Genomic DNA, 17,549 nt, shown 5'->3' on the forward strand with positions numbered 1-17,549 from the left:
CGTAGCCTAAGGAGAAAGAGATGAGCAAAGAACCTTTTAACTTTAACTTCCCCTTTGTTAATATGATGCCTGAGGAGATGGACGATCCGAATTTGCTTTTCAATAGCATGAAGATGATGAGTCAAGCCTGGCAGAAATTTGCCAATCTCGCTCCCCAAGCGACCAGCATGGCACTCGATCCTAATGAGCTCGATAAGCGCATTGAGGAACTAAAAGCGGTGGAGTCTTGGCTCAAATTAAATCTGTCCATGCTCTCTAGTAGCATTCACAGTTTAGAAATACAAAAGGCCAATCTACAAAACTTCAACAGTTTTATGGGCATGATGAGCGAGCCGCTAAGAGCTTCGCAAGCCACCACAACAACACCAGCATCCGGGGACAGCGCTTCCTCCCCTGCTCCTGAACAGCCACCGACTGAAGCGAACAAACAGAGCTCACAGCATGCCGCTACCGGTGCCGACGAACAGCAACCAGATGTCCAAAGCGATACGCTTGAATCCAGCATTGCCAATACTGGCGCGCTGATGCAAGAGCAGGCCCTAAACTGGTTTAATCTTCTAGGCGATCAATTTAAAAATATCGTTGCTTCAGTGGCTGCCGCTACCCCGGCGGACGTTGTCGCAAAAGCTGAGACTGAGAGCAAAGCACAGCCCGCTGCCAGCAAAAAAACGGCAGCCAAAAAGGCGGCGAGCAAAAAGACAGCAACAAAAAAAGCGGTGACTAAGAAAGTGGCGACTAAAAAAGCAAGCAAAACCACAGCTAAAACTGCCGCTCAACGCACTACCACGAGCGCCACAAAAAAAGCCACAAAACGTGCGGCTAGCAAGCAGGCGAACGCCAAAACATCAAGCAACGAGTAAACTACTTTACTAACCCATTTTTTAACTATAACCAATTAAGACCATGAAACTAACTATCGTAATTTTGGCTGCCGGCATGGGTAAGCGTATGCAATCTGATTTACCGAAGGTACTCCATAAGTTAGCCGGTAAGCCCATGTTGGCCCATGTGATTGAAAGCGCAAAGCAATTAAAGCCGGCGCAGATTGCCGTGGTCGTCGGTCATGGTGCCGACACGGTAAAAGCCGCCTTTGATAAACAAAAGGACTTAGCTTTTGCCTTGCAGCAGCCCCAACAAGGAACAGCGCATGCGGTACAACAGGCTGAGCCACTTTTTGTGGGCGATGCGGAGAGCGATAAAACCTTAATTCTTTATGGTGATGTGCCCTTAGTGCAGGCAGAGACCTTAAGCCGCTTGATTGAGGCCGCTGGCGATGGGGTTGCGGTATTAACCGAGTTTTTAGACGATCCTAGCGGTTATGGTCGTATTATTCGTGATGCCCAAGGCAATGTCAGCCGTATCGTGGAGCATAAGGACGCTAGCGAAGAAGAGTTACAGACCAAGGAAATCAATACTGGGATTCTTTGTGCGCCGACCAAGCAATTAAAAACATGGCTTAGCAAAATCGATAATAACAATGCCCAAGGTGAATACTATCTTACTGATGTGATCGGCTTAGCGGTTAGTGATGGTGTGACCGTCAGCGCGGCGCAGCCGGCAGCCTCATGGGAAACACTGGGGGTGAATAGCCGTATCCAACAGGTTGAATTAGAACGTGCTTGGCAAGAAGAACAGGCACGCCGCCTATTGGCGCAGGGCGTCACCTTAGCAGACAATAAACGCATTGATATTCGCGGCACCTTAAGCTGCGGTCGTGATGTGTTTATTGATGTAGGTTGTGTATTTGAAGGCGAGGTTGAACTAGCAGATGGCGTACATATCGGTCCATACTGTATTTTAAAAAATGTCAAAGTCGCTAAGGAGGCTAAGATTGAGGCCTATAGCCACCTGGATCAAGCAAGCTTGGCAGAGCAATGCAAGGTCGGTCCATATGCACGCTTACGTCCAGGCGCGCAACTAGGTAAGGGCAGCCAAGTGGGTAACTTTGTTGAAATTAAAAACACGGAATTAGGCGCCTTTAGTAAAGCAAGCCATCTGAGCTACTTAGGTGATGCCGTGATCGGTCAGCGTGTTAATATCGGCGCCGGCACCATCACATGTAATTACGACGGTGCAAATAAATTTACCACCGTCATCGGTGATGATGCCTTTATTGGTTCTGACACCCAGCTCATTGCCCCAGTCACCGTGGGCGAGGGCGCCACTATCGGTGCTGGCACCTCGCTACGCCAAGACGCACCAGCAAATCAATTAACCTTGACGCAAAGCAGACAAATTAATGTCCCCCATTGGCAACGTCCGGTTAAGAAGAAGCATTAATCACCTATGCCTAAACTCAACGCTAAGCCCAGTAGCATCAGCCAACCACAACGACAGTCGCCTGCACTCAAGCCGGCCCAAGGCAGTGCAGGCCTGCCGAAGCCACGACGCTATTGGGCGGTAGCCGCGATCCTATTAGCCATCACCATCAGTGTGATGGACGCCAGTATTGCCAACCTGGCCTTGCCGACAATTTCCAAAGAACTCGGCATTCCTCCTCACCTCACGGTGTGGATTGTGAACGCCTATTTAGTCACCTTAATCGCCACCACCATACCGCTATCGGCCGTGGGCGAACGCATCGGCTTTATCCGGATGTTTCGCTGTGGCATCCTCATTTTTATGTGCGGCAGCACACTCTGTGCCTTAGCCACCAACCTCCCCATGCTGGTAACTGGACGCGTGGTCAATGGTTTGGGCGGTGCTGTGATGATGAGTATTTTCGGCGCCATGATGCGCCATATTTATCCACCCCGAGAAATTGCTAATGGCATCAGTTTAAACGCCATGATGGTTGGGGTATCGGCCATTTTAAGTCCAGCGCTGGGGGCCTTTATCATCTCCATTGCATCATGGCATTGGATTTTTATCTTCCCCATCCCCATTTGCTTGATTTCATTGATATTTTCACACTATCTACCAAGGGTTGATGCGCTTAACAAGCCCTATGATTTTCACAGTGCACTATTAAATATCATCACCTTTGCCTGCTTTATCACTGGCTTAAATCTGCTCACTAATCAAACCCTAATTAGCATGGCGCTACTCAGTATTGCGACCATCAGCGGCACCCTTTTGTGGCGACGTTCACAACGACAAGCCGCCCCGCTTTTCCCGGTAGATTTGCTAAAAATTCCTACCTTTAAATATGCTGTTATCGTCTCAGCCTTAAGCTTTGGCACGGCATCCTCCGCCATGCTGTCACTGCCTTTTTTCTATGAAAATATCATTGGCCTACCCACCAAAACCGTGGGGCTACTCTTTATGGCGTGGCCTATAGGCTCTACCCTGATGGCACGTCCATCAGCCCGACTCTCGGCCATCTACCCGGCTTCTATCCTTGCTGCCATTGGCTCCTGCATCATGCTCGCTAGCCTACTGCTGCTAACATTCATCCCCCATAGCGCTTGGTTAGGCTGGTATGCCCTTTGCATGTTCTGTTGCGGTTTAGGCTTTGGCTTTATTCAAACGCCAAATAATAAAACTATTTTATTATCCACCCCACTGAATCGTAGTGGCGCCACTGGCGCCATGCAGTCTGGGGCACGTATGTTTGGTCAAAGTACGGGCGCCGCCTTGGTTGCGGTATCATTTCATTTATCGGCCGAGCGGGGCGTATTTTTGGCGCTGAGCATCAGCGTACTATCCATTGCCATCGCATCCTTAATTAATTTAATACGGTTTTTTCGCGGTCAAGACATAGAGATTCTTTAAAGAGATGGTTTCAACTCCTACACCTACAGAAACAGCACCAGCCAAAGCCAGCTTAGCCGTGGCCTTGATTGTAAAAAATGAAGCACGCTTATTAGCGCAATGCCTAGAAAGTATTGCCCACTTGGCTGATGAAATCGTGATTCTAGACTCCGGCAGCACAGATGAGACGGAGGCTATTGCACGTCGCTATACCGATAAATTTTATGTTAATGCCGACTGGCCCGGCTTCGGTCCGCAAAGACAGCTTGCGCAACGCTATGTCAGCGCTGACTGGGTGCTATGGCTGGACGCAGACGAAGTGGTGAGCGAGGAGCTAGCCGAGAGCATTCGTCAAGCCATCGCCGAGGATAATCGACAAACTATTTACAAAATCAGTCGCTTAAACTGGGCCTTTGGTCAATTTATACGTCACGGCAGCTGGAATCCAGACTATGTGGCTCGCCTCTATCCCACCGCCTTAACCAACTACAATGACAATCTACTCCATGAAAGCGTGATCATCCCCAAAGGTATCAAAGTCACCGCACTCAAGGGACGACTGCTTCACTACACGTACAATACCTTAGCAGAGCATCTACAAAAATCCCTGAAATACGCAGAAATCTGGGCAGAGCAACGCGCCCTCGCTGGTAAAACATCAAGCATTACTAAAGCCATCTTTAAAGCCTTTGGTCGCTTTGCCAGAGACTATCTGCTAAAACTTGGCTTTCTGGATGGTCTTGCCGGCTTGATGATTGTGATTGTCACCATGCAAGGCACCTTTAACCGATATGCACTCTTGCACTATAAATCCAAAGAAAAAAACAATGAACATCCTACAGATTAATATGGAAAAGGGTTGGCGCGGTGGTGAGAGCCAAACCCTGTTGTGCATGGAGCAATTTAGACAAGCCGGTCATGAGGTTGAGCTATTAGCACGACGCCACAGCGAGTTGGCACAACGTGCAAGCGCTAAAGGCTTTAAAGTACATACGCAAAAAAGCGCAGCGCTGGCTGCACTCTTTTTTTTATTAGGCCGTGCCGCTAAATACGATATCATCCATTGCCAAACAGCCAATAGCCTCACTTGGCCTGCCCTCTTTAAAGGCCTATTTAAAGCGAAGTTAGTTTATACGCGACGCACCGCCTTTCCAATTAAAGCGCATAAAGAAAAGTCCACTCGCCTAAAATGGCGTAACACAGATTTATTTGTCGCTAACACCCAAGCTGGCATGGCTGAAGCCTTGCGCATCAAAGCGCTGGCTGCAGAAGCAGTGCAAACCATCGCGGAGTTTAAGCCGCAAGCGCATGGTAAAGGTCCTACAGCTATCGTGATTCCCAGCGCCACGATACCACAGAGCTATGATGACGCACGTTTTAACGACATTATCGAGCAACACCATTTGCAGGGTAAAAAAATCATTGCCGTGATTGCGGCCTTAACAGAAGAAAAAGAGCCTTTGCTAGAAATTGAGGCAATTCATCAGTTATTTCAACGCCGACAAGATATTGCTGTGCTTCATTTCGGCACCGGCAAGCTACTCCCAAGCTGCCAACAAAAAGTGCAGGCCTTAGGTTTAGCGCCGAACTATGTGTTTATGGGCTTTCAACATCAAGTCGAACAACTGTTTCAGGGCTTCGATTGCTATTTACTCACCAGTCGTCATGAGGGCGCTAATAACGGCATTATCAATGCCTTTTTTAATGAGGTAGCTGTTGTTTCCACCGCCTGTGGTGGACCGAACGAACTGATCGGTCAACATAATGAGCGCGGTTACCTCTGCCCCGTTGGCGACGCCAAAGCACTGGCTGAGGCACTTTATTTAGCCCTTGATCAAAGCCCTGAAACCGCCGCACGCATCCAGGCTGCCAAAGACTATGCACTACAAAATCACACGGTCGAAACAATGGCTAAGCACTACTTAACGGCCTTTAAGGCATTACTTGGGAGGTCTTAAGCTAGCATGACTCAACTTCACCCCCTAGTCATTCACTACAGCACCACCCAGAGCGATATCGGCGTGATTTTGCTGGCCACCCTCAAGCAGCAGATCTATAGTGTGATCCTTGACGATAGCGAAGAAGCATGTCTAGCGGCCTTAACAATACAAACAGCCAAGGATTTTCCTAGGGCCAAACTGCAAGCGACCTCCCCACACCCCACTCTCACCCTGATTAGCAACTTTATCGCTGCACCTAGTCATCAGCGCTATCAGTCATTACAGCGCATAGATTTATACTGCCAGGGCACAGATTTTCAGCAGCGAGTCTGGCAAGCCTTAAACCGTATTCCGCTAGGACAAACCGTGTCTTACGCCACCTTAGCTCAACAACTAGGCTGCCCCAAGGCCGTGCGTGCGGTGGCACAGGCGTGTGCGGCGAATCGGCATGCTATCATCATTCCATGCCACCGTGTTTTACGCAGTGACGGCAGCATCTCAGGTTATCGCTGGGGCGTTGCTCGTAAACAGCAGTTACTCGCCCTTGAAGCCACCACTAAGGAAGCATCATGAGTACTACCAAAGACTCGTTTAAGAACAGCGCCGTTTGGGAGCAACGCTTTAACACCCAGGACTCTGCCAACCGCTCCGAGAGAGAGGTTAGAACGCCTTGGGAGCGAGATTATGCACGGCTAATCCATTCTTCTGCCTTTAGACGCATGCAGTCTAAAACACAGGTACTCGGCCTAGGTGAAAGTGATTTTTATCGCACCCGTCTCACCCATTCATTGGAAGTAGCACAAATCGGTGTCGGCATTGTGCGCTGGCTTGAACAAAAACTCGAACGTAAAGAGTTTCTCGTGAGTGAGGTGGAGCAACACCATAGCAGTCAATTAAAACAGCTACTCCCTGATTATGAATTGATGAATGCGATTTGCCTGGCCCACGATCTTGGTCACCCACCCTTTGGTCATGGTGGTGAGGTAGCTTTAAATATCTGTATGCGTGACTATGGTGGCTTTGAGGGCAATGGTCAAAGCCTACGTATCCTCTCCCGCTTAGATAAATACACCAAAGCCAATGGCATGAATCCGACCCGTCGGTTGCTATTAGGCATACTGAAATACCCACTACCCTATAGCGAACTGTGTGTGCCTGAGGCCTATGGCCCTCTTGCCACACCAGTTTGGCTAAGCAAAGCCAAAGAGCAACTACCGCCTAAATGCTACTTAGATAGTGAAAAAGAGATCGTAGACTGGATTTTAGAACCACTCACGGCGGTCGAGAAAGAAGCCTTTACCGCAACCAAAGCCCGCTCAGACACAGATAGCACGCCCAAGCACCGTAAAACCCGCTTTAAATCCTTTGATACCTCGATTATGGAATTGGCGGATGATATCTCCTATGGTTTGCATGATTTAGAGGATGCGATTTCCCTAGGTTTAATCAGTCAACAGCATTGGCAGCAGCATTTTAAAACGCATCTGCACTTATTCGAGGCCCTATGTAGCGGCAGCAACCAGGGCAAAAGCCCTCAACAAATGGCCAAGGAAGTAGAGACTCAGCTATTTTCCGAGCAAAGCTACGAGCGTAAACGACAAATTGGACGCTTGGTGCATCACTGCATTACCAGTATCTTTATTGACTCCAGCGGTATTGAGCATGCCACTCAGCCATTAATTAGGTATAACGCCTATCTCGGCGCTGAGCAAAGCGATTTACTGGCGCATATTACGACACTGGTCTTTGACAAAGTCATTCGTAGCGCCAATGTACAACAATTGGAATTTAAGGGTCAAAAAATCGTGATTGAGATCTTCCAAACCCTCAAGGCCGACCCGCTGCGCTTACTCCCGGACGGCACCCGTGAACGCTATCGTCAAGCGCTAACTCAGCACCCTCAGGATACTGCGCTACATATGCGCATCATTTGTGATTTTGTGGCTGGCATGACGGATGAGTATGCCGCACGCTTTTATGAACGCATTTACCACCCGCATGAGGGCTCGGTATTTGATCGGATGTAGGGTTTAAAGAACATGAGCTTAACTCGCAAACAAGCAACGAGCGTACCGGTGCTGATGTATCACCACGTGACCCCAAGTGGCGGTTCACTTAGCTGTAGCGTGAAAAACTTTGAATCGCAAATGCGCTTTTTAGCCAAGCATGGCTACACCAGCCTCCGGGGCGAGCAGTTTGCTGCTTTTTTAGAGGGCAAGGCCGTACCTAAACGCTCCGTGCTTCTCACCTTTGATGATGGCTATTTGAATAATTATCAATATGCGCACCCCATTCTTCAACGCTACGGCATGCATGCCATGCTATTTTTAATTACGCAATATATACACGATGGACCACTACGCCCGACCATGCTCAATGGCGCCGATCAAGCGTATAGCCCAGGGCACTATGAATGTAAAAAGCTGATCGCTGAGGGTAGAGCCAATGAGGTGATGCTACGTTGGGAAGAGGTGCGCGCCATGCAAGCGGCGGATAGCTTTGAGTTTCACAGTCATACCCACACGCACAATCGTTGGGATCTAGCCGCCGACAACGCGAATAAAAACCGTCATATTCGTGAGGATCTGCTGCAATCACAACTCGAGTTCCAAACCCATCTGGGCGCCGTCAGCGATCATCTATGCTGGCCACAAGGCTACTTTGATAAAGACTATGTTGCTATTGCCAAGGCATTAGGCTTTAACTATCTCTATACCACCGACGCCTACGGCATGAATCAGGCACATGGTGCAGCTGACCATATTTATCGAATTGCCGTCCGTAATCGCCCAGGGCTATGGCTGGGGCAACGCTTATGGTTAGCAAGCCATCCGCGACTAGGACCGCTATATAATCAAGCAAAACTAAAGAAAAAACAGCGTCGTGAGCAAAAACGCTTAGCCCGCCAGGATGAGGCTTCTTAAGTCGATCACTAGACTTGAGGCAAGTAAGCAAAAGGCCACCCTCAATGGGTGGCCTTAAGCGCTTAAGCAAGGAAAAAATTACTCGACGCGCTCAAAAATAGCGGAGATACCCTGACCACCACCAATACACATCGTCACTAAGGCGTATTTACCGCCGATACGATGTAATTCATGTAATGCCTTGGTCGTAATAATGGCACCGGTCGCACCGATAGGGTGACCCAAACCAACGCCACTACCGTTAGGATTAACCTTGGCAGGGTCTAAGCCTAAAGACTTGGACACGGCTAAGGCTTGTGCTGCGAAGGCCTCGTTTGCCTCAATCACGTCCATATCCTCCACGCTAAGGCCTGCTTTTTTCAACACTTTTTCAGAGGCTGGTACCGGACCAATACCCATGATTTCAGGATCCACCCCAGCGTGAGCATACGCCACTAAACGGGCTAAAGGCTTGGCGCCGTGCTTTTTCACTGCCTCTTCGCTCATTAATACTACGGCGGCTGCACCGTCATTAATACCGGAGGCATTACCCGCAGTCACGGTACCATTTTCTTTAACAAACACCGGACGTAGCTTAGCTAAACCCTCTGCCGTCACGTCACCGCGCGCATGCTCGTCGGTATCGAATACGACCTCACCCTTGCGCGTTTTGAGCGTGATAGGCACGATTTGCTCTTTGAAATAACCGTTCTCAATAGCGTGACGGGCACGACGGTGAGACTCAACCGCTAAGGCATCCTGCTCTTCGCGTGTGATATTGTACTTCTTGGCAACGTTTTCAGCGGTCACGCCCATATGAATCACTTCGAAGGGGTCAGTTAAGGCACCGGTCATCATATCCACGACCTTATTGTCACCCATACGCGCACCCCAACGTAAGCTAGGCGTGATATAAGGACCACGGCTCATCACCTCAATACCACCGCCGATTGCCACATCCGCATCGCCCAGTTTAATCGCCTGAGCAGCTGAAACAATGGCTTGTAGACCAGAGCCACATAAACGATTAACGTTCATGGCAGGGGCGTCCTTGGTCACACCCGCATTCACAGAAGCTAATCGAGATAAATACTGGTCTCTAGGCTCCGTGTTAATCACATGACCAATCACCACGTGATTCACATCATCCCCCGTGATACCCGCTTTTTCAATTGCGGCTTTGATCACGGCAGCGCCTAACTCATGTGGTGGCATATCCTTTAAACTACCACCGAAACCACCAATGGCGGAGCGCATTGCTGACACTACATAGACTTCTGACATACCAATCTCCTCAGAAAGTTAAGACAAAATAATTTAGTCCAGGCAAACATACTCAAGGGCTGAATAAAAACCACCCAGCATAAAACTAAACTATCAAATTTATATTACACGATTAAGAACAAAATACCCCACTTAAATAAGCGGGGTAATGAATTTGTATTAACTTATTTGTCGCCAAGCTCTAAAAGCGATAAATCGAAGCAATACCGGTATCCGTTGGCATATACTGACTTGGGATAATTTTCACATCGCCACCGCGACGTAGCACCATTTCAGCCAAATCATCTAACACATCATCGGCATTGGGGTCGGAAAAGTCCGCCACTAGCTCAACCTTACGGGCTTCACGATCAATTTTGCCGGCAAGCTTTTTCTCGGCATCAACTAATAAAGTATCCACCCGACCATCTAGAATTGCCGCTAAGGTGCGATCAAGGTCGCCATTGGCAAGACCCGTGCCGTGCGTTTGCTGAAAACGACTAATTTCCTCCTGCACCCGCTTTGCCGCTACTGGTTCCACGATCGCCCACGCTTTTTCAAGCAATTGCTCTTCACTTAAAGCGCTCGGATCAACATGAATCTCTTGCTCCAAAACATATGGATTTGCATTGTGCTTGCGGAAAGCGCCCAGGTTTTCAGGTAGCCCCACTAACACCACAGGCAGTTTGGCATTTTTGCTGATATTGTTATGCAAAGCACGTGCCACCACTCCTAAAAAGCGCTCTTTATCCGCCTGTACAGCGTCTTTACGACCACCTTGATAGCGCAAGGCCTGACGCTGACGATAGGATGGACCTAAACCATAGGAGGAGCTCGGTATCATTGGCGCCGTTTCGTCGTACGTATCATCAATATGCTCAGGGAAGCCCTCAGCAAAAATCACCTGATCCAGACCCTCACGTGTGCCCTCATACATCTCAATATCGGTACGGGTAATGCAAAGCACCTGGAAGCGATCTTGCGTCTGCGTGATGCGTAGCAAAGGCTTTAAGTGAAAGGAATCAGACACAACAGCAAAGGCTTCGGGCTGACGCTGCAAGGTAAATACCTCAAAATGAGTTTCATCCGCCAAAATTGCTAAGCCATCTAAGACCTGACGCTGCCAAAAATCATGATTATCAGCCAACTGCTGAAAAGGTTGCATCAGCGACTCGATCTCACTTTTAGCATATTTCTCTGCCAAGGATTGCTCTAATGTCTTGAGCAAGTTTTTGTAGCGAATCAGATCCTGCTGATTTTCAGGGTGGCTCCGGTGTGTCGGTTGGTACAAAGATAAGCAAGGTCCCTCGTGCCTTTCTAAAAAATAACTCAGGCTTTGAAGATTAACTGGTTGCATCGTACTCTCCTTATTATGTAATTTGTGAAAAACCTCAATCAAGGCCGTGATATCAGCTACCACTAGTTATCCGCTGATTACCTATGAGCGGTGGTCCTGCGACTTGGAAATCACTTTGCTAAGACCTTGTACTAGCTTACGCGTGGCCTCAAGAATAGCAATCTGAATATCCTCTGAGCGATGCTCAGCCACCACTGGCTTCATTGCCGCTACCCGAGCCTCAACCAAGCAACGCTTATCAGTAGCACCGGCACGTGTTTCACTATTGACATCCGACAGATGATATTCAACGCGAGTTAGATGTGCTGCTTGATGCTTTAACTCCTTCGCCGCGATCGCCTCAATGCGTTGAACTAATGCCTCGCTACGTGTGGTGTGCCTGTCAGTATTAACTAAAATTTGCATAGAACCTCCTTGAACTACTGCGTTTTATTATTACTCTATTATTACTAAAGATTGAGCATTAAGCCAATCCGTAGCGCATGATTTACTCCTTTGGATCGACTATATTTTGATCAATAACAATTAACGCTGAGGCAAATAGTAGCTAATTTCTCAAGGACTTAACGCAACGCTCGGCACGATCATAACGTCGCTGGCGGTTAATATGGTACTTACAAAGTTTTGCAAAGACTTAAGTTTTGAGTCGATTATTTAAGCCTCAACTAAACACCATCTGCTACATTACAAAGCACCCCTAAATCACATGAAGCGATCGTATATGACTATGTTTAAGCCAGTGAAGCATTTCATCCAACAAAGCTTATGCCTACCCCTATTAACACTTAGTATGGTGATGCCAGCCAGTGCCGCTGCACCCTATCAGGCAATTGATTATGTCGATGCAGAGTTTGCCGTGTCCTATAACCAGGCCGCTGCAGGCGGTACAGCCAAGCTAACAATTCGTCAGCAGCAACATCACTACGATGTGAATTTCAACATCCAGCATAGCCTCTTAAAGGCAAGGCAGCAGGCGCATTTCAGTGCTGAGGGTTGCGATATCACGCCCCAGTCCTATAGCGCCAGCACGGAAGCGGCATTTAAAGGCAGGAGCCAGGAAAATTTAGGCTTTAACTGGGCGGATAAAATCGCTACTCGTCAACATAATAAAGACGGCGATACCAGCTTTCAGCTCACACAAGCTTACTATGACCCGATGAGCTTATACTTCAAAGCCCGTTGCGATTTGATGGCGGGTAAACAGCAACTCAGCTACCCTCTTATTTATAAAGGCAAAGAAAGTACCCACCGCTACCAGGTGGTTGGTACCGAAAAAGTCAATACGGGCATGGGTGAATTTGAGGCCTTGGTGGTAGAGCGTCAGCGCCGCAACAAAAACCGTCGCACCACCTTTTATGTGGCGCCAGCGCTGGACTATTTAATTGTTAAGATCGAGCATCGTGAAAGTAGCCTCGCCACCGTCAGCATGACCTTAAAACGTATGGACTATCAACTCCAATAAAAAAGCGCTCCCAAGCACTAGGATTGAAAGCACTTTAAAACTAAATTAAAAAATCGCCTAGCGACCCGCTTTGAGCTCAGCCCAGAGACGTGTTTGTAATCGCAGCAACTCCATGGACTGGGGTTGCATCAAAAACAGCGTATCACGCACTTCCTGCGGTGGATAAAGCATCGGGTCGTTAGCAATTTCAGGCTTGACGAACTTTTTGGACTCCAAATTGGCATTGGCAAAGAACATCTCATTGGTAATCTCTGCGTGCACTTCGGGGGTTTCCATGTAGTTAATAAAGGCCATGGCATTATCAAAATTAGGGGCGTTTTTAGCCACTGCCATCATGTCCATCCAAATCAATGCGCCACCGCGCGGGATCACGTAGGCAATTTCATAAGGACGATTCGCCTCTTTGGCACGGTCAGCGGCAATATAAATATCACCATCGCCCGCATAGACTAAACACACATCATTTTGCGCCAGCTCCTCAATATGAGCAGCAGGGCTAAAATGCTTAATATAAGGACGAATCGATTTTAAGACCTCAAAGGCCGCTAAATAATCATCCGGATCTTGAGAGGCCGGATCCTTGCCCATGTAGTTAAGTACCGCAGGGAAAATCAAACCCGCCTCATCGTACAGCGAGATGCCACAGCTAGCGAATTTTTTGGCCTTTTCTGGATCAAATAAATTACCCCAATCCATTAGGTCCACATCCTCACCTGCCACTTCCTTGGCACGGGTCACGTTATAACCTAAGCCCAAGGTACCCATGGCCCAAGGCACTAAGTATTGATTGCCCGGATCAACCTCCTCCAAGATCTTCATAATCTCAGGATCCAAGTACTTTAAATTAGGTAGTTGAGACTTATCGAGCTTTTCTAAAAGACCCGCTTCAATCTGGCGCTTCGCGTAGTAACTACTGGGAATCACCACATCATAACCGGAATTACCAATCAGCAATTTGGTTTGTAAGACGTCATTATTATCAAAGGTATCAAAATTTACCTTGATGCCGGTACTGCGTTCAAAGCCTGGAATCGTATCCTCTGCCACGTACTCCGCCCAGTGATAAATATTTACCACCCCCTTATCCTGAGCCGCTGCGCCGTAATTCACCGCAAATAAGGCGCCTGCCATGGCAATGCCTTTTATTAATTTATTAAACTTCATCGTATCCCCCCCTTATCAAGATGGACCAAACTACTTATAAAAATAAAAGACAATGCTGTCTTAAAAAACGGATCGATTTTATTTCATTTTCCTATCATAAAGGCTGCAATAGCGCGATTTTTAATAAAAAATATCAGCCCACTGGCGTACTAGGACGTAGTGGGCTCAGACGCTACTGTAGAAACGGCAATTGCGTAAAGATTTGCAGCACAGTGGCGTTAATTAAATCCACAAAAAACGCACCCACAATGGGCACTAGCAAAAATGCCTTATAGGATGGACCGTAGCGGTCGGTCACGGCCTGCATATTCGCCACCGCCGTGGGCGTAGCACCCATCCCGAAGCCGCAATGACCTGCCGCTAAAATCACCGCATCATAGTCCTTGCCCATGACCCGATAGGTGATCAAAATCGCATAGCACATCATTAGTAATACTTGCACCGCTAAAATCACCAATACGGGCAAGGCTAAATCTACTAACTCCCACAACCGTAATGAGAGCAATGCCATTGCCAAGAATAAAGAAAGTGAGGCGTTACCAAAGACATCAATGGCCCGATCAAACATATCGAAGCTAAAGACATGGGTCAGGATATTACGTAGAATCACACCGCACATTAAAGCCCAGACAAAGGTCGGCAATTCAAACGCCGTGCCCTTGGCCACATTCGTCATCACATCGGCAAAAGCCAAACAAGCCGCAAAGAGCGCCAGGGTCTCAATGGCTGAAGAAGCGGTGATACGACGAATCTGATCCGGTTTATCAAAGAGTGCATCATCATAGCCATCATCATCCTCATCGTGACGCGTATTGTAAAGCGAGGTCTTTTTAGCTTGTTGCTCCAGCGGGGTCAACTCCGCTGGCTCAGGTAGGCGCTCACGTTGCATTCTTTTTAATAGAAACTTAGCCACTGGACCACCAATCATACCCCCAGCCACTAAGCCAAAGGTAGCGGTAGCGACCCCCAAGGTGGTAGCACCAACGATGCCGTACTGATCCTCTAAAATCGGCCCCCACGCCGCTGCCGTACCATGTCCGCCGGTTAAGGTAATGGAACCAGTCACTAGACCCATCAAAGGATCCAGTCCAACTAAAGAGGCCATGGCGACACCCACCACATCCTGCACAATAATCAGACCTGAGACCGTAAAACTAAAAATCACCAGGGGCATACCGCCCACTTTGAGACGCTTGAAATCAGCACTTAAGCCGATGGAAGCAAAGAACATCAGCATAAAGGCGGTTTGCAGCGCCCCATCGAACTTAAAGGAGATGCCAAAGAAGTACTTCAGCAGCATCACAATACAACTTGCTAACAATCCGCCTGCGACTGGCTCGGGAATATTATAAGACTCCAAAAACTTAATGCGACGGGTCAAGATACGACCTAAAAGCAGCACTAAGGTGGCCAGAATTAAAGTGTAATAGCCATTTAGTACAATTTCCATCATATACCTCTTTGTTATTCACGCTATGCCACAGTTTAAAACACTCTCGGCAAAATGCGAAATTTAAATTTAAACTGCTGTCTTATCCTGTTCGTACTTTACCTAGGGTTACCTAGCATTTGTGCTAATGTTAAATCAGACCGATTTACCCTATGCTTTAATACATAGCCATTTATTCATCTTTATAGTTTTAGTTTAGCGCATGAGTTCTTATTACAAACTGCTTAACCGCACAATTCAGGACGATGGCACGGTGGTTGCCAACTATCAACCGACTATCCACAGTCAGGGTGCATGGAATGCACATGAGCAGCATATGGCCCCTGCTTCTGGTGTGATGAGTTATGAGTTAGAGCTATTTCAGCCGCGTGACGATATGATTTACGGTCGTTTAGGCTTTGATATTTTGGGTTTGATCCCGCTTAAAGACTTCACCATCACCACGCGTAATATTCGCCCCGGCAAAACCATTGAGCTGATTGAGAGCAGCTTAAGCTGTGAGGGCAAGGTCGCCATTGTACTCCGTGCTTGGCGGGTGATGAAAAATGACACGAGCACGGTAGCAAGTGTGGCGGATGAACCAATCACCCCACGCAATGAGATGGTCGAGTGGACGGCACTCAAAGGGGTCTGGGCCGGCGGCTATATTGCCTCCATTAGCGATCATATCCGTAGCAACCGTGAGCGCCGTCCAGGATGTGCGCAAGTCTGGTTGAGTAATGATCTCGCCATGGTGGAGGGTGTTGCAACCAGCTCCTTTGTGAAGTTAATGGGCATGGTTGACACCAGTAACGGGGTGGCGGTGTCGCAGCAGTCACCCTTTAGCCATATGTTTCCTAATGTTGATCTGCAAATCCACCTATACCGTCTACCCCAAGGTCAATGGTTAGGCCTTAATACTCGCCAACAATATGGCGCCCAGGGCGTGGGTCTCACCACCTCGATTCTATACGATGAGATGGGCCCCTTTGGTCATAGCGAGCAGATCCTCACCGTGCGCCCTATGCCTATTAAGGCTTAGCGACGGGCAGCTTCCCACACGGCGGCCCAACCAAGCGACAACTCGGCGGCACGTTCGGCCGCCATCACCAAACTATCTTCTCGGGCAATGGTTTGACCGGCAATATCAAAGGCGGTGCCATGATCCACCGAGACACGCACGACTGGCAGACCGACCGTGATATTTACCCCCTGATCACCATACACCGCTTTAAAAGGTGCATGACCCTGATCGTGATAGCACATCACTAAAAAACGCCAACGCTGATCGCGCACGGCTTGAGGCCAAATCACATCCCCTGGGATGGGACCGTGTAAATTAATCCCTCGTGCCCGACCTCGCTCAATCGCAGGCAGAATAATGCTCGACTCCTCGGTACCGAACAGATTATTTTCTCCCGCGTGTGGATTTAGACCGGCCACCGCAATGGCTTCACCCTCACGCCCCAAGGCTTTGGAAAAGGCATGCACCAACGCAAAGATGGCATCAAAACGCGCTGCTGTGCAGTCCTCAACCGCCTGCTTCATGGATACATGGGTGGTGGCATGAAACACAAATAACTCACCGCTAGAGAGCACCAGTGAAAAATCCTCCACCCCGAACTCATGCGCTAGCAGCTCGGTATGCCCTGGCCAATGATAACCCCCCAGATGCATCGCCTCTTTATTTAAGGGGGCGGTGACAATGCCGTCCACCTCACCGGCACGGGCTAAGGCACAGGCCTTTATCACAAACTGGGCAGCAGCTGCACCGGCACGGGCATCTACGGTAGCCAGCTGCACCTCGGCTAAGCTTGTCCCCACCTGTATCACCTCAATACTATCGGGCGCATTAATAATCTCTGTGGGGCTTTGCACCTCACGCACCACCGCCGCATCAAAACCGATTTGCTGTGCTGCTTTTTGCAAAGCAGCGACATCCCCTATCACCACAAAACGCGCTTTAAGCCGCAGATGAGGGTGCTTTAGCAGCATTTTTGCAGTGACTTCGGGACCGATACCGGCGACATCACCTAAGGTGACCGCCAGGATGGGTAAGCGCTTTTGAGTAGACACGATGGCTGTTCCTTGTAGCAAAAAATCAAAGGTATCGTTATTTTACACCTGCGCTATTAAAAATCGAGTAGGGTGAGGTTTGCACCTCATCCCTCTCACAGAACCGTACGTACGGACCTCGTATACGGCTCATGCACATTACCATTTAGCATATGCGCTAAACACGTAGCCAGTCTCAACTTTCCCCATATCATACAACGTTAAACTATCTAACCACTTATTCGGCATAGCATAGTGAGCTAATGGACTGGCTGAGTTTCTC

General features: G+C 48.5%; 16 protein-coding genes. 10 read left to right on the forward strand and 6 right to left on the reverse strand.

Annotated elements, in window-relative coordinates:
- Positions 1–20 precede the first annotated feature (20 nt).
- From A3GA_RS0109320 to A3GA_RS0109355, 8 genes are read left to right on the forward strand one after another with little or no spacing between them, the layout of a single operon-like run.
- Positions 21–860, forward strand: a complete 840-nt coding sequence (locus tag A3GA_RS0109320) for a PhaM family polyhydroxyalkanoate granule multifunctional regulatory protein (protein WP_018027136.1) — start codon at positions 21–23, stop codon at positions 858–860.
- A gap of 43 nt (positions 861–903) precedes the next feature.
- Positions 904–2,280, forward strand: coding sequence for a bifunctional UDP-N-acetylglucosamine diphosphorylase/glucosamine-1-phosphate N-acetyltransferase GlmU (gene glmU, locus A3GA_RS0109325; protein WP_018027137.1), 1,377 nt, complete (start codon positions 904–906; stop codon positions 2,278–2,280).
- 6 nt (positions 2,281–2,286) lie between these two features.
- The gene (locus A3GA_RS0109330; protein ID WP_018027138.1) at positions 2,287–3,714 is read left to right on the forward strand and encodes an MFS transporter; all 1,428 of its coding nucleotides are present in this window, start codon (positions 2,287–2,289) and stop codon (positions 3,712–3,714) included.
- Positions 3,715–3,718: 4 nt separating this feature from the next.
- Positions 3,719–4,540 carry a glycosyltransferase family 2 protein gene (locus A3GA_RS0109335; RefSeq protein WP_018027139.1) on the forward strand — a complete coding sequence of 274 codons (822 nt, stop codon included), beginning with the start codon at positions 3,719–3,721 and terminating at the stop codon, positions 4,538–4,540.
- The gene (locus A3GA_RS0109340; RefSeq protein WP_018027140.1) at positions 4,521–5,651 is read left to right on the forward strand and encodes a glycosyltransferase; all 1,131 of its coding nucleotides are present in this window, start codon (positions 4,521–4,523) and stop codon (positions 5,649–5,651) included. Before A3GA_RS0109335 ends, A3GA_RS0109340 begins: the two co-directional genes overlap by 20 nt.
- A 6-nt stretch (positions 5,652–5,657) precedes the next feature.
- On the forward strand, positions 5,658–6,206 hold the full coding sequence (locus A3GA_RS0109345) for a methylated-DNA--[protein]-cysteine S-methyltransferase (RefSeq protein ID WP_018027141.1): 549 nt from the start codon (positions 5,658–5,660) through the stop codon (positions 6,204–6,206).
- On the forward strand, positions 6,203–7,660 hold the full coding sequence (locus A3GA_RS0109350; protein ID WP_018027142.1) for an anti-phage deoxyguanosine triphosphatase: 1,458 nt from the start codon (positions 6,203–6,205) through the stop codon (positions 7,658–7,660). The genes A3GA_RS0109345 and A3GA_RS0109350 overlap by 4 nt, the downstream gene beginning before the upstream one ends.
- Positions 7,661–7,672: 12 nt before the next feature.
- Positions 7,673–8,557 carry a polysaccharide deacetylase family protein gene (locus tag A3GA_RS0109355; protein WP_018027143.1) on the forward strand — a complete coding sequence of 295 codons (885 nt, stop codon included), beginning with the start codon at positions 7,673–7,675 and terminating at the stop codon, positions 8,555–8,557.
- A 78-nt stretch (positions 8,558–8,635) separates the two neighbouring features.
- Here A3GA_RS0109355 and A3GA_RS0109360 read toward each other — a convergent pair whose 3' ends face one another.
- The 3 genes from A3GA_RS0109360 to A3GA_RS0109370 form a co-directional block, all read right to left on the reverse strand.
- Positions 8,636–9,820 carry an acetyl-CoA C-acyltransferase family protein gene (locus tag A3GA_RS0109360; RefSeq protein ID WP_018027144.1) on the reverse strand — a complete coding sequence of 395 codons (1,185 nt, stop codon included), beginning with the start codon at positions 9,818–9,820 and terminating at the stop codon, positions 8,636–8,638.
- A 181-nt stretch (positions 9,821–10,001) separates the two neighbouring features.
- Positions 10,002–11,156 (reverse strand): baeRF3 domain-containing protein, encoded by a 1,155-nt coding sequence (locus A3GA_RS0109365; RefSeq protein WP_026156925.1) that lies wholly within the window; start codon positions 11,154–11,156, stop codon positions 10,002–10,004.
- 81 nt (positions 11,157–11,237) lie between these two features.
- A complete protein-coding gene (locus A3GA_RS0109370) occupies positions 11,238–11,561 on the reverse strand; it encodes an HPF/RaiA family ribosome-associated protein (RefSeq protein ID WP_018027146.1) in 324 nt (107 codons plus the stop codon).
- Positions 11,562–11,877: 316 nt separating this feature from the next.
- Here A3GA_RS0109370 and A3GA_RS0109375 point away from each other — a divergent pair, with 316 nt between their 5' ends.
- Positions 11,878–12,618 (forward strand): DUF3108 domain-containing protein, encoded by a 741-nt coding sequence (locus A3GA_RS0109375; RefSeq protein ID WP_018027147.1) that lies wholly within the window; start codon positions 11,878–11,880, stop codon positions 12,616–12,618.
- 57 nt (positions 12,619–12,675) lie between these two features.
- Here the strand turns inward: A3GA_RS0109375 and A3GA_RS0109380 are convergent, their stop codons facing one another.
- Together A3GA_RS0109380 and gltS are read right to left on the reverse strand one after the other, a co-directional pair.
- The gene (locus tag A3GA_RS0109380) at positions 12,676–13,782 is read right to left on the reverse strand and encodes an extracellular solute-binding protein (protein WP_018027148.1); all 1,107 of its coding nucleotides are present in this window, start codon (positions 13,780–13,782) and stop codon (positions 12,676–12,678) included.
- A 172-nt stretch (positions 13,783–13,954) separates the two neighbouring features.
- Positions 13,955–15,232, reverse strand: a complete 1,278-nt coding sequence (gene gltS / locus A3GA_RS0109385) for a sodium/glutamate symporter (protein ID WP_018027149.1) — start codon at positions 15,230–15,232, stop codon at positions 13,955–13,957.
- A gap of 202 nt (positions 15,233–15,434) precedes the next feature.
- Between gltS and A3GA_RS0109390 the strand changes: the two genes are divergently transcribed.
- Positions 15,435–16,253, forward strand: a complete 819-nt coding sequence (locus tag A3GA_RS0109390) for a thioesterase family protein (protein ID WP_018027150.1) — start codon at positions 15,435–15,437, stop codon at positions 16,251–16,253.
- Here A3GA_RS0109390 and pdxA read toward each other — a convergent pair.
- Entirely contained in the window at positions 16,250–17,287 is a 1,038-nt protein-coding gene (pdxA, locus tag A3GA_RS0109395) for a 4-hydroxythreonine-4-phosphate dehydrogenase PdxA (RefSeq protein WP_018027151.1), read from the reverse strand. The two genes, A3GA_RS0109390 and pdxA, sit on opposite strands and share 4 nt — an antisense overlap.
- Positions 17,288–17,549: the final 262 nt, after the last annotated feature.

Origin of the sequence: Oligella urethralis DSM 7531, from assembly GCF_000372065.1 — a bacterium.
GTDB classification, from domain to species: Bacteria; Pseudomonadota; Gammaproteobacteria; order Burkholderiales; family Burkholderiaceae_B; genus Oligella; species Oligella urethralis.

Bases quoted from the DNA above. Each gene is read 5' to 3' on its own strand.
- A3GA_RS0109320 (WP_018027136.1), top strand. From the start codon at position 21: ATGAGCAAAGAACCTTTTAACTTTAACTTCCCCTTTGTTAATATGATG.
- glmU (WP_018027137.1), top strand. From the start codon at position 904: ATGAAACTAACTATCGTAATTTTGGCTGCCGGCATGGGTAAGCGTATG.
- A3GA_RS0109330 (WP_018027138.1), top strand. From the start codon at position 2,287: ATGCCTAAACTCAACGCTAAGCCCAGTAGCATCAGCCAACCACAACGA.
- A3GA_RS0109335 (WP_018027139.1), top strand. From the start codon at position 3,719: ATGGTTTCAACTCCTACACCTACAGAAACAGCACCAGCCAAAGCCAGC.
- A3GA_RS0109340 (WP_018027140.1), top strand. From the start codon at position 4,521: ATGAACATCCTACAGATTAATATGGAAAAGGGTTGGCGCGGTGGTGAG.
- A3GA_RS0109345 (WP_018027141.1), top strand. From the start codon at position 5,658: ATGACTCAACTTCACCCCCTAGTCATTCACTACAGCACCACCCAGAGC.
- A3GA_RS0109350 (WP_018027142.1), top strand. From the start codon at position 6,203: ATGAGTACTACCAAAGACTCGTTTAAGAACAGCGCCGTTTGGGAGCAA.
- A3GA_RS0109355 (WP_018027143.1), top strand. From the start codon at position 7,673: ATGAGCTTAACTCGCAAACAAGCAACGAGCGTACCGGTGCTGATGTAT.
- A3GA_RS0109360 (WP_018027144.1), bottom strand. From the start codon at position 9,820: ATGTCAGAAGTCTATGTAGTGTCAGCAATGCGCTCCGCCATTGGTGGT.
- A3GA_RS0109365 (WP_026156925.1), bottom strand. From the start codon at position 11,156: ATGCAACCAGTTAATCTTCAAAGCCTGAGTTATTTTTTAGAAAGGCAC.
- A3GA_RS0109370 (WP_018027146.1), bottom strand. From the start codon at position 11,561: ATGCAAATTTTAGTTAATACTGACAGGCACACCACACGTAGCGAGGCA.
- A3GA_RS0109375 (WP_018027147.1), top strand. From the start codon at position 11,878: ATGACTATGTTTAAGCCAGTGAAGCATTTCATCCAACAAAGCTTATGC.
- A3GA_RS0109380 (WP_018027148.1), bottom strand. From the start codon at position 13,782: ATGAAGTTTAATAAATTAATAAAAGGCATTGCCATGGCAGGCGCCTTA.
- gltS (WP_018027149.1), bottom strand. From the start codon at position 15,232: ATGGAAATTGTACTAAATGGCTATTACACTTTAATTCTGGCCACCTTA.
- A3GA_RS0109390 (WP_018027150.1), top strand. From the start codon at position 15,435: ATGAGTTCTTATTACAAACTGCTTAACCGCACAATTCAGGACGATGGC.